An 11,710-nucleotide genomic window follows, 5' to 3' on the forward strand; every position below is an offset into this window, starting at 1 on the left:
TCGAGCGTGAGAGCGGGGTTTGCGATCTCAAAGCCTGCCGTAGTCATAGGCTTGCCTCAACTCCATTTGGTTTCACTGTATGGAAGTAACTTTTGCTATACGAGAATAGCTCCGCGGATTGGCGGGTGTCAATGAAAATTGGGCGCCCGTGCGAAGGTCAGATGTCCAGGACCAGGCGCGGCGAGCAGGACCGCCCGACGCAGATCATCATGACGGCGTTGAAAGCCCGCTCTTCGTCCGTGAGCACATCGTCCTGATGCTCCGGCTCACCTTCGACGACACGGGCTTCGCAACTGCCGCAATACCCTTCGCGACATGCCCACGGCCAGCCGGGGACGACCTCGAGCACCCGATCGAGAATCGACTCCCCCTCGTCCACCACGACCGTCGTCCCCGTCGAGACCAACTCGACCTCGAATCGCGCCAACCCGGACGGGGCGCCGGCCTCGTCGGTTCGGCGCGTCGAGTCGCCGGGAAGGCGAGCGCTTCCGAAGCGTTCGAAATGCACGGCGCCCACATTTGCGCGATTCGCGCAGCACTCCTCGACTGCTCGCAGCAGCGGTTCCGGACCACAGCAGTAGACCTGCGTACCGGCCGGTGCGTCAGCGAGTGCGCCGGCGATATCGATCCGGCCGCGCGAGGATTCCGGCACGAAGTCCGTGTCACCCCGCAGCTGTCGAAGCTCTTCGAGGAAGGCCATCGACTCGGTCGTCCTGCCGCCGTAGACAACACGCCAGCGCTTCCCCGCCGCCGCCACGGCACGGGCCATGGGGAGGATCGGCGTGATGCCTATGCCGCCGGCGATGAACAGGTACGACTCGGCGTCGACGAGGGGGAAATGATTCCTCGGACCGCGAACCTCGATCGTCGCTCCGGGGGCGATCGAGGAGTGAAACTCGCGGGAACCACCGCGCCCCTCGGGCTGGTCGAGCACCGCGACCAGATAACTGCGATCATCCGCGGGATCGCCGCACAACGAGTACTGGCGAGTGAGACCCGACGGGAGGGTGAAGTCCAGATGGGCGCCCGGTTCCCAGGCCTGCAAGGCGCCGCCGTCAGCACGTTCGAAGCGAAACGACGAGATACCGTCGGCTTCGCGCCGCACTTCACGGGTCACCAAGAAGGCCGACTCAGCCCTCCCCGTTGCGCCGTTACTTTCAGGGAGAGAAATTGACTTTCGCATAGCGAGAACAGTACGGACGGCAAGAACTGGCCGTCAACAGTCAGTTGCGGCCTGGAACGACTCGAGGTCGAAGCGGTTAGCGTGCCGAGACCGCTGCTGCCACGTCGCGCAGCATGGCAATCGCCGTAACCCGGAATTCCTCGGTCGCGCGACTGAGCGGCAACGAGATGTTGATCCCGCGGAGGGTCCCGTCCGACTGAGGCGGCAACGCGATCGCGATAGAGGTCAGGCCGATTTCGTACTCTTCGTCCGAGATCGAGATCCCGGTCTTGCGAACCTCGTCCAGCCGCTTCTTCAGCTCGGGCCAATCGGCTGCGGTTCGCTTCGTCGTCCGATGATACGGACCTTCACCGATCCGCTCCTTGACCTCCGCGTCGTCCAACTGGGCGAGCAACGCCTTACCCAGCGCCGTGTTGTGCGCGGAGATCCGCGCACCGATCGTCGCCTGCGGCGTGAGCATGCGCGATCCGGTCACCCCATCCAGGTAGACCACCCACGGTCCGAGCAACATGGCCAAGTTCGTGGTTTCGCCCGACTGGTTCGACAACTCGTGCAGCTTCGGACGTATCACCACGGTCGGATCGCTGCGAGCGATCAGCGGTCCCGCGAGCTGCAGCAGCGTGCTGCCCAATCGCAGATTTCGACCGCCCGCGACCGGCTCGAGGAACCCGTGACCGACCAGCGTTCCCACCAATCGGTGGACGGTCGGCATCGGCAGGCCACACCGTGACGCGATGTCACTCTGACTCAACTCCGGATCGTCCTCCGAGAAGAGCTGCAGAATCTCCAGACCGCGAGCGAGGGTCTTGACCGAGCTCGGCGAGGCTTCCGATTGCGCGCGCACGTCTGAAGTGGACATGCACGCAAAGCTACTAGCACCCCGGCCGGGCTGGGACGGCATCCCCGCCGAGCGGGACACAACCTCCTCGGCGTCGCGTACGACCGTGGCCCTGTCCACCCGACCCGGAAACCGGTGCGCACCTCGCGGGAATTCGGGTCTTGACGGCCATAACCCCCGGTAGATACAGTTCTCGTCATGCGGAAGCCGATTTCATTCCTCGAAACTTCTCGCTCCTGGGGCGAGACGCGAATGATATCCGGCTGACAGCTCTCATCTCCGACCTGCGCTGCTCCGCGCCGACCCGAAAGGGTGGTGATTCGGCGCCGGTCCTCGAAATCGACAGGTGAGCAGCAGCGCCGCCGGCATTCGCGCGGCGACTCCTGCACTCCTGCACTCCTGGCCTCCAGTCGCGTCGAGGCCTCACACACCATGAACCACACTGAGGTTCGAACTTTCACGAAGCGGAGAAACAATGCTGGACGTGATAGTCCTCGGGGCCGGGCTCGCCGGCCTCTCAGCCGCGCGGGATCTCATGCATGGAGGTCTCGATGTCCGGGTCCTCGAGGCCAGGGATCGCGTCGGGGGCCGGGTCAAACAGACCCGACTCGACGACGGCCGGATCGTTCAGCTCGGCGGCGAGTTGGTCGGGAGTTCCCACACGTCGTACATCGGTCTGGTAAACGAACTCGGATTGTCGCTGCGTGACAGCTACATCTCCGAACCCGGCCGGACGGTGTGGGATATCGATGGAACGGTCATCCGTGGTGACCAGGCAGCCTGGATGACCGAGGAAGATGTTGCGGACTACGAGCGTGTGACTCAGATGATGGTCGCTCTCGCAAAGCAGGTTCAGCCCGAGAATCCGTGGGCACATCCCGACGCGAACGTGCTGGATTCCCTGTCCTTCGCCACGTGGCTCGACGAGGTTGCGGCTCGACCCGCGGTGAGTCGCATGTTCGAGCTGGCCAAGGCGGGACTGGCGGCGGACGGCACGGCCCGGACGTCGCTCCTGGCCGAGCTGCGCAAGATGTCTTCGGTCGGCGCGACCGCCCTCGAGAGGTATTACGACATCGACCAGTGGACCCGGTCGACGGTTGCGGAGGGTAGCGCAACGGTCGCGCATCGTATGGCTGCTGAGCTCGGAGACCGAATCGAACTGTCGAGCGCCGTCACCGCTCTCCACGTCGAGCCCCACCGAGTCACCGTGGAGCTCCGCGGCGGTCGCACGGTCGTCGCCGCGAATGTGGTGTGCGCGATTCCCGTCGCTCCTCTCAGGCGGGTCGCCATCACCGGGCTGTCGTCCGAGCGCCTCGAATCGCTTCACCGGATTCGCAACTCGCTCACGGCCAAAGTGGTCGCCGCGTACGAGACTTCATTCTGGCGCAGTCAGGGTCAGAGCGGATCCGCCTACGGCGATGGGCTTCTCGGGTCCACCTGGGTGCAGGGGCCGGGTGTGCTGTCCGCGCTCGTGCCGCCGGCGCAGTTGTCGTTTCACCTCGCCGGAGATCAGGCTGCGCGTGACGTGGACGCCCGCACGGCATTGTCACGGATGTACGGAGAGGCCGCCGCCCACCCGACGGCACTGTTCACCGAGGAATGGTCCATCAAGCCATACTCATTGGGATACATGGCGCATTACGCTCCCGGTGATCTCTCCGCCATCGGCCCGCTGCACGCGGCGCACGAACCGCCGTTCTTCGTCGCCGGATCCGACTACTGGGTCTCCGGCTACATGGAGGGCGCAGTCCGGACCGGGCGTTCGGCAGCCCAGGCGGTACTGCGGCGATAGCCCGCTCGGTCCGCCGGCAGCCCACCTGTCGACCCGAATCCGCGGGCAAATTCACCTGATCGACAACATGTTCCGTCATCGCACGGGATCGCCACCGATCCCGTGCGATGACGTGCTGACGGTTCGCTGTCACAATCACGAATGAGGGAATGAATGAGCACAATCCGTAAGTCAGTGCTGCGCCGTGGGGCCCGCGTTGCCGGCCTCGGTGCCGCTGCGGCTGTAGTCCTCGGCCTGATGTCCACCGGTGCGGCCAACGCCGACACCTTCGTGCCGCTGCCGGGTGGCGAAAAGGTCGTCAACGCGGGAGGCGTCACGGCCAAGATCGCCCGCAACGCGGAGAGCGCTCTGGTTTCGCCGTCGCTGGCCGCCAACGGTGCCGGCCGCGTTGCATGGGTCTCGGGTGACGTGTTCGCCGAACTCGGTGGCGAGATCCCGGAGGAAGGCGCAACGCTGACCACCGGTTACATCGTGGGTTGCCAGGCCGACATCACCGGCCTCGAGGGTGGTCTGAGTGCCGACCTGGGTCCCGACTCGCTCGGCCTGGGTGGTTCGCTGTCGATTCCGATCAGCGCCGGTGAGGTCAAGTTCGCCAAGGTGAAGTCCAAGACGGACCTGAAGCCGGGTGTGTCCGCGATTCAGTACCGCGACCAGCAGATCGAGCTCCAGGGCTGCGGCGGCTACGCCCAGGCCCGCGCGTACACGGTCCTCGAGATTCCGGGGAACCACTACGTCAAGGCCACCCTCTACGGGCAGCCGTTCAGCATCGGCTGATTGCTCGCACCGACACCACTCACGACTTCTCGCATAAGCGACATTCACCCTAGAGGGGAACAATGAACAGCAAGACCCTGCGCCACGGCGCCAAGGCTGCCGGCGTGGTCGCCGCGGCCACCGTCGCGATCGGCCTCTTCTCCACCGGTGCGGCCAACGCCGACACCTTCGTTCCGTTGCAGGACGGCACGATCACCCAGACGCTGCTCGACGGCACCGTGGTGACCGTGCGCCAGACCGGCAACACCGCGAACATCAGCCCGTCGATGGGTTCGACCCCGCTGCACCGCAACGTGTGGGCATCGGGCACCATCGACGTCTCCATCGACGGCGGGACCGCGGAGGGTGGCAACATCGACGCCGGGTACATCGTGGCGTGCCAGCTCAACTTCGGTGGCTCCGTCGACGCCGAGGCCGGCGCGAGCATGGCGCCGTCCGACCTCATCGGTGCGGCCACCGGCGGCGCTGCCGCCGCGATTCCGGCCGAGGGTGGTGCCGGCAGCGGCATCACCCTCGGCCCCGGCCAGGCCACCAACGTGCCGATCCTCGACGTCGAGTACACGGACAACTATGGTGCCGAGGCGCATACCAGCGACTTCGATTTCGAAGGCAACAGCGGTGGCTTCACCTACTCCGACGAGACGTTCGGCGTCTCCGGTTGCGCCGGCTACGCGCAGGCACGCTCCTATGCGACCGTTACGGTCTCGACCGACTCGGTCGACGGCACCGTCACCCTGTGGGGACAGCCGTTCAGCCTCGGCTGACCGCCGGGCACACGGAGGAGCCCACTGCGTTACCGCACGGCGTCGAACGCGCGGCTGCGCTCTACGATCCGCTGCGCGCGGGCGAGCCTGGGCAGATCACTGCCGTCGCCGATGTTCCGGCCGTCGGAGCCCAGACGTTCGATGATGGCGAGTGCCCAGCTGATCTCGTCCCGGCCCGGGCTCAATGCGGCATTGATCGTCGCCGCGTGACTCTCTGCGAGACAGAGCTTTCCGGTCATACCCATCTCTGTCGCAGCGCCAACGCCGGCAATGACGTCGGCGCTGTTCTCGCCGAGGGTGGGCCCGTCGATCGGTGCCGCTATCCCCGCGACTCGGCTCGCGATCACCAGCTGTGATCGAGGGAAAGCCAGGGCAGTAGGAGTGTCGGACATTCCGGTGTCACGACGGAAGTCACCCGTTCCGAAGGCGAGCCGGACGACTGACCGCTCCGCGGCGATGGACCGAGCGGCCTCGATCCCCGCCGCGGATTCTATGAGCGCAACGATGGGTACGTTGCCGCCGAGTCCGGCGGCGGTACGGGTCACCTGTTCGGGCGACTCGGTCTTGGCGAGGATGATGCCGGCAAGCCCGCTGCTGTGTTGCAACGCGCTGACGTCCTCGTTCCAGTGCGTAGTCGTGGCGTCGTTGATGCGAACCCAGCCGTTGTCGTCCTCGAGCCAGCGTCTGGTTATGAGGCGGGCCTGCTCCTTGTTCCGCTCCGGCACGCCGTCTTCGATATCGATGATGACCACGTCGGCGTCCGAGTTGTGTGCTGCGCGAAGCCGTTCGTCGTCCACCGCCGGTGCGAGGAGCCATGACCGGGCAAGTCCGTAGGGGATCGCGAGCGTCGAGATAGTCACAGTTGACCTTTCCAGCGGGGCAACGGTCGCTGCCGGGACCGGTGTCACGAAATGTTGTGGCGGTGTCGCTCGTCGAACCGGCGGATCTCGTCGATGACGGTCTCGACGATGCGTGGCCCGGCACCACTGACGGAGGTCGCGACCGCGAGTACGCCGACCGCACCGGGTTTGTCGGCCGGGTGGGGTGTCCAGGCGGGGACCACGCCGCAATCGACCGTCACGCCGGGCGCCGGCTCTACCCCGCGCCCGTCAGGCGTGCCCGACATTCGCCGGGCGGCGCCGAGCGCAGTACGGGTCGCGGATTCGAGCAGTTCCGAGGCGGCACCGTCGGTCCGGGAGCAGCACATCAGATTTCCGGCGTCGTCGACCACGCTGACGGCGACAGCGGCGTCGAATGTCGCGGCATGGCGCCGAGCGAGATCGAGGGCGAGTTGCGCACGTGTTGCGGTGAGTGTCATGGCGTTCTCCGGTGATAGATCGCGGACGATGCGGCTCAGCTCACCTTCTTGATCAGGTCGGCGAGCTCGGCCAGTTCGACGGCATCGAGGTCGGTCAACGGCGGACGGACGGGGCCGGCGGGCCGGTCGATCACCTTCATGCCGGCCTTGATGATGCTGACGGCGTATCCCTGCTTCTTGTTGCGCAGGTTGCAGTACGGGATCACGAAGTCGTTGAGGGCATTGACGACGAATGCGTTGTCTCCGCTGCGGAGGGCGTTGTAGAAGTCGAGGGCGAACTGCGGGACGAAGTTGTAGATCGCGGAGGAGTACGTGGTGACGCCCAGCGCGAGATACGGCAGTGCGAACATTTCGGCGGTGGGCAGTCCGCCGACGTAGGTCAGCCGGTCGCCGAGACTCGCGTAGATGCGCGTCATCTGCTCGATGTTGCCGACACCGTCCTTGAAACCGACCAGGTTCGGGCAGCTGTCCGCGAGCTCCGCGACGGCGGCCTCGGTGTAGACGGCGTTGGCGCGACTGTAGATCGTCACACCGAGAGTGGTTGCGGCACAAACCTCTTTGACGTGAGCGACGAGGCCGTCCTGGCTCGCCTCCGTGAGATACGGGGGAAGCAGCAGGATGCCGTGCGCGCCGGCGCTCTCGGCCGAGCGGGCCATCTGCACGGCGGTGGCGGTGCCGTAGCCGGCGGGCGCGATGACCGGGAGCCCGTCGGGCGCCTCCTGCACGGCCGCCCGGACCACCTGCTCCACCTCGGGCGGGGTTAGCGAGAAGAACTCGCCCGTGCCACCGGCGGCGAATAGCCCGGAGGCGTCGAACTGCCCGAGCCAGCCGATGTTCTCACGGTACGCGGCCTCGTCGAACGAGTGGTCGTCCGTGAAATGGGTGACCGGGAACGACAACAGACCGGAGCCGAGCTTGTGGGCGATCTCCTGGGGCGATGCAGTGATCATGGGTTTCGTTCTCCTCGTTCGCAATCGCGTCACTGTCGGTGCGCTGTGCCTCCAAGACTAGGAGCGCCTTCAATTCAAGTCCAACACTTGTTTGGGATCTTTCAATACCGAAACGGTATCGACCACTACGCCCCTCCCCCGATCGGGGGACAACTCATTCACCCCGGAGAAGGCCCCGTCGGCGGACAGACGTCCGAGCGTCGAGACGCCATTGTTGTCACATGCCGCACACACCCGGACGGCAGACAACGAGGGAGCACCATGCAGAACACCCGGAAGTTCTACATCGACGGCGAGTGGGTCGAGCCGATCGGCACCGACACGCTCGACGTCGTCAACCCCGCGACAGAGACGGCCATCGCCACCATCGCGCTGGGCGACGAGAAGGACGTCGACCGGGCCGTCACGGCCGCACGAACAGCCTTCGACAGCTACGCATCGACGACCCGCGCCGACCGAATCGAGTTGCTGAGCAGAGTCATCGAGGTCTACGGGCGGCGGATGAACGACCTCGCGACGACGATCACCCAGGAAATGGGCGCACCCGCCGGGCTCGCCGCGACCGCTCAGGCACCGTGCGGCATGGCACACCTCGCCGCCGCCCTCGACGCGCTCCGCGGATTCGAGTTCGAGGAAATGATCGGCACCACGACGGTCGTGCACGAACCGGTCGGCGTGTGCGCGTTCATCACACCGTGGAATTGGCCCGTCAACCAGATCGCCGCGAAGGTAGCGCCCGCGCTGGCCGCCGGCTGCACGATGGTGCTGAAGCCGTCCGAGATCGCGCCGCTCAACGCGATCATCCTCGCCGAGATACTTCACGAAGCGGGTGTGCCTGCCGGGGTGTTCAACCTCGTTCACGGCGACGGACCCACCGTCGGAGCAGCCCTGTCGAGGCACCCGGACGTCGACATGGTGTCGTTCACCGGATCGACCCGTGCCGGTGTCGAGGTCGCCCGGAATGCTGCGCCGACCGTGAAACGCGTTGCGCAGGAACTCGGCGGCAAGTCGGCGAACATCGTGCTGGTCGACGCGGACTTCGACGAGGTCATCACCCGCGACGTGATGGGCGTCGTCGTCAACGCGGGCCAGTCCTGTAACGCGGGCTCTCGAATCCTCGTTCCGTCCGACCGCATGGACGAAGCGTGCGCGATCGCGAAGGCCGCTGCCGAGAAGATCGTGGTCGGACTTCCCGACGCCGACGGAACGACCGTGGGTCCCCTCGTGTCACAAGCGCAGTTCGACAAGGTTCAGCGTCTGATCCAGACCGGCATCGACGAGGGCGGCACACTCGTCGCCGGTGGCGTCGGCCGTCCGGACGGACTCTCCGCCGGATATTTCGTCCGGCCCACCGTCTTTGCGAACGTCACGAACGGTATGACCATCGCACGAGAGGAAATCTTCGGCCCCGTCATGATGCTGATCGGCTACGAGGACGAGGCCGACGCAATCCGCATCGCGAACGACACCACCTACGGGCTCTCCGGAATGGTCTCCTCACGCGACCCACAGCGCGCACGGAACGTCGCCCGGAAACTGCGGACCGGGATGGTCCACCTCAACGGGGCTCCGCTGGCCTTCGATGCGCCCTTCGGGGGCTATAAACAATCAGGCAACGGTCGCGAGTTCGGCAAATTCGGCCTCGCCGAGTACCTCGAAGCCAAGGCCATCTTCGGCGACAACGAGAACTGAGCGGGAGCGTTCCGAATTTCGGCACGACGGATGCCCTGCACGACAGATGCGCAGAAAGGGGCGGGCGTGAATCCGATTATGTGGATGGGCATCGCCGGAATAATCGGCACGGCCGTCTCACCCTGGATCGCGGAACGATTACGCAGCAAGAATGCGCGGAAAGACCAGCTCATGAAGCTGCGGATCGCCATCTACGCCGAGTTGCTGAAAGGGACGGCTCACCTCGCGGCACAAGCACACGCGGGGGCGCCGAATCCGGCTACCGAGTTGGAGGAGATCGGCACCGACGAATTGCACGGCCTGCTCAGCCAGGCGAAGGTCGTCGCCGGCCCGGACGTGTTGCGACACCTCGAGGAGCTGTCGCAACAGATCGACTCGCTCAACCGAAGCGCAGATCTCGCCGACGCAGCGGGCAACATCGCTTCGGCGCATGCGAAGGTCCAGGACGCCATCCGTGGCGAAATGATGCGCTGACATCCAACGCCGTCGATCACGTTCGTGGAAGGCCGTCGCGGATTGCCCGATACCACTGCACGATCGATTCGGTGGAACCGTCCACTCCCTCGACGATCCCGTGCCCACCGACTGCCCGGTACAGTTGCAGGGCCTGAGTCTTGCCGAGTTCGACGCCCCACTGGTCGAACGAATTGATGTTCGACAGCACACCTTCGGTGAACACCTGGTGCTCGTAGAGCGCGATCAGCTGGCCGAGCACGCCGGGACTCAGTTCGGGGCGAGAATCGTGGTCGACGGACGGTTCCCCGCCATCACCTTGTGGGGAATCAGGTCGCCCCGGACCCCGTCGGCGGCGAGATCCGCGGCGGTCCGGCCGAATGCGAGCACTCTGCGCTGAGCGAGCAGGTTGCTGACCAGGACGTCGTGCATGCTGCCGGTGCCGTCGCTCAGCGGTAGATCGGCGGCCGGTTCGGCGAATCCCAGGAAGTCGACCGGGACCAGGTGGGTGCCCTGGTGCAGGAGCTGGTAGAAGGCGTGCTGCCCATTGGTGCCGGGCTCACCCCACCAGACCGCCCCGGTGGAGACGTCGGCCGGGGTGCCGTTCAGCTGCACGGACTTGCCGTTCGATTCCATCGCGAGTTGCTGCAGGTACGCGGGCAGGGCAGGAGGTCGTTGGCGTAGGGCAGGACCGCCCGGGTCTCGGCGTCGAAGAAGTTCGCGTACCAGAAACCCAGCAGGGCCAGGAGGACCGGCGCGTTCGACTCGAGCGACGCCGTCGGCCGCTCGCCCGGACGAGCACCTTTGTCCACCCTCAATCCCCGGGAACTCGAGGTCCTCGCACATCTGACGGTCGGCAAACGGAACAAGGCCATCGCCTCCGAACTGGGCATCAGCGAAAGCACGGTCAAGTTCCACGTCGCCAGCGTGCTGCAGAAACTCGACGTCACCAACCGCGGCGAGGCCGGTGCGATCGGAATTCGGGCCGGCATCTCACCCGACGCAACGAGGGTCACCGTCGCGCACCGCTAGCGCGACGCGTCGGTGTAGATCCCGGTGAGGGTGTCGATCAGCGCGGCGAGTCCGGGGGGCGGGTCGTGGCGCCACCAGGCCAGGTGCACCGGAACCCGCGGGCCGTCGCTGATGGGGCGGTAGGTGACGCCGTCGCGAGGATGGTGCGAGGCCGTCGCTTCCGCGGTGGTTCCGACACCCCGGCCCGCGGCGATGGCATCGAGCCACTCCTCCACATCGGTGGATTCGACGAAGTGTTCCGGACCCGTTCCTGCGGTCCACAACTCGCTGGAGGTCGTGCCGGTTCGGGGATCGATCACGATTGTGCGCGTGGCGATCTCCGACATCGTCACCTGCCGCCGGCGGCGCCAGTCCGGGTCGTCGGACGCGAACGCGACCATGCGTCGCTCGAGGCCGATGACGACGGAATCGAATCTGCGCGAATCGACGGGCATGCGCACGATCGCCGCATCGCAGACACCTTCCGCCAACCCCGCCGTGTGGGAGTTGTGCCGAACCAGTTGCAGGTCGATGTCGGGGTGCGCCTTCGGCCACGTGCGCAGCAACGGCGTGGTGTGACGGCCGACGGCGGCCCACGCGTACCCCACCCGAAGTATGGCCTGCCGCGTGCGGACCACCTCGTCGAGCTTGGCGACCTCCGCGAGAACCCGCCGGACCTGCGGCATCACGTGCTGCCCGAGCGCTGCGGGTTCACAACCACGCGGCGTCCGGCGGACGAGGCGCTCACCCAGCCGGTTCTCCAGGTTCGCGATGGTGCGCGAGACGGCGGCCTGGGATACGCCGAGTTCGGCAGCGGCGTCGGTGAACGATCCGACATCACAGGCAGTGACGAAGTACCGCAGTTCCCGCAGGGTCCAATCCATAACCAAATCGTATATCCATTACGGGGAATGCATTTTACGTATCCGAGCACC

The 11,710-nt window shown here is 65.9% G+C and carries 11 protein-coding genes and 2 pseudogenes; 6 read left to right on the forward strand and 7 right to left on the reverse strand.

The window, feature by feature from the left end:
• Positions 1-157 precede the first annotated feature (157 nt).
• Positions 158-1,117, reverse strand: a complete 960-nt coding sequence (locus tag ROP_RS14195; protein WP_012690065.1) for a PDR/VanB family oxidoreductase — start codon at positions 1,115-1,117, stop codon at positions 158-160.
• A 142-nt stretch (positions 1,118-1,259) separates the two neighbouring features.
• Positions 1,260-2,102: an IclR family transcriptional regulator gene (locus ROP_RS14200; protein WP_148222466.1), complete on the reverse strand. Its 843-nt coding sequence runs from the start codon at positions 2,100-2,102 to the stop codon at positions 1,260-1,262.
• A 394-nt stretch (positions 2,103-2,496) separates the two neighbouring features.
• Here ROP_RS14200 and ROP_RS14205 point away from each other — a divergent pair, with 394 nt between their 5' ends.
• The 3 genes from ROP_RS14205 to ROP_RS14215 all read left to right on the forward strand — a co-directional run bounded on the left by ROP_RS14205 (position 2,497) and on the right by ROP_RS14215 (position 5,351).
• Positions 2,497-3,813 (forward strand): flavin monoamine oxidase family protein, encoded by a 1,317-nt coding sequence (locus ROP_RS14205; protein ID WP_012690067.1) that lies wholly within the window; start codon positions 2,497-2,499, stop codon positions 3,811-3,813.
• A gap of 153 nt (positions 3,814-3,966) precedes the next feature.
• The gene (locus ROP_RS14210) at positions 3,967-4,587 is read left to right on the forward strand and encodes an MspA family porin (RefSeq protein WP_012690068.1); all 621 of its coding nucleotides are present in this window, start codon (positions 3,967-3,969) and stop codon (positions 4,585-4,587) included.
• A 62-nt stretch (positions 4,588-4,649) separates the two neighbouring features.
• Positions 4,650-5,351 carry an MspA family porin gene (locus ROP_RS14215; protein WP_012690069.1) on the forward strand — a complete coding sequence of 234 codons (702 nt, stop codon included), beginning with the start codon at positions 4,650-4,652 and terminating at the stop codon, positions 5,349-5,351.
• 29 nt (positions 5,352-5,380) lie between these two features.
• Here the strand turns inward: ROP_RS14215 and ROP_RS14220 are convergent, their stop codons facing one another.
• Genes ROP_RS14220 through kdgD form a run of 3 tightly spaced genes read right to left on the reverse strand, consistent with a single transcriptional unit; the run spans position 5,381 to position 7,619 of the window.
• A complete protein-coding gene (locus tag ROP_RS14220; protein WP_012690070.1) occupies positions 5,381-6,211 on the reverse strand; it encodes an HpcH/HpaI aldolase/citrate lyase family protein in 831 nt (276 codons plus the stop codon).
• Between the two features lie 44 nt (positions 6,212-6,255).
• On the reverse strand, positions 6,256-6,669 hold the full coding sequence (locus ROP_RS14225) for a heme-binding protein (protein WP_012690071.1): 414 nt from the start codon (positions 6,667-6,669) through the stop codon (positions 6,256-6,258).
• 35 nt (positions 6,670-6,704) lie between these two features.
• Entirely contained in the window at positions 6,705-7,619 is a 915-nt protein-coding gene (gene kdgD / locus ROP_RS14230; RefSeq protein ID WP_012690072.1) for a 5-dehydro-4-deoxyglucarate dehydratase, read from the reverse strand.
• Between the two features lie 261 nt (positions 7,620-7,880).
• Between kdgD and ROP_RS14235 the strand changes: the two genes are divergently transcribed.
• Positions 7,881-9,311 (forward strand): aldehyde dehydrogenase family protein, encoded by a 1,431-nt coding sequence (locus ROP_RS14235; RefSeq protein ID WP_012690073.1) that lies wholly within the window; start codon positions 7,881-7,883, stop codon positions 9,309-9,311.
• An 84-nt stretch (positions 9,312-9,395) separates the two neighbouring features.
• Complete coding sequence (locus ROP_RS14240; RefSeq protein WP_231868912.1) at positions 9,396-9,785, forward strand: hypothetical protein; 390 nt, start codon at positions 9,396-9,398, stop codon at positions 9,783-9,785.
• Positions 9,786-9,801: 16 nt separating this feature from the next.
• On the opposite strand, the pseudogene ROP_RS41140 reads toward ROP_RS14240, so the two are convergent.
• A pseudogene (locus ROP_RS41140) lies at positions 9,802-10,543 on the reverse strand (glucose-6-phosphate isomerase); the annotation flags it as partial.
• Between ROP_RS41140 and ROP_RS42550 the strand changes: the two are divergent.
• A pseudogene (locus ROP_RS42550) lies at positions 10,540-10,796 on the forward strand (response regulator transcription factor); the annotation flags it as partial. The pseudogenes ROP_RS41140 and ROP_RS42550 sit on opposite strands and share 4 nt — an antisense overlap.
• Here ROP_RS42550 and ROP_RS14255 read toward each other — a convergent pair.
• Positions 10,793-11,659 (reverse strand): LysR family transcriptional regulator, encoded by an 867-nt coding sequence (locus tag ROP_RS14255; RefSeq protein ID WP_012690079.1) that lies wholly within the window; start codon positions 11,657-11,659, stop codon positions 10,793-10,795. The pseudogene ROP_RS42550 and the gene ROP_RS14255 overlap by 4 nt on opposite strands.
• Positions 11,660-11,710: the final 51 nt, after the last annotated feature.

The organism is Rhodococcus opacus B4 (assembly GCF_000010805.1).
In the GTDB taxonomy this organism is placed as follows: Bacteria; Actinomycetota; Actinomycetes; order Mycobacteriales; family Mycobacteriaceae; genus Rhodococcus_F; species Rhodococcus_F opacus_C.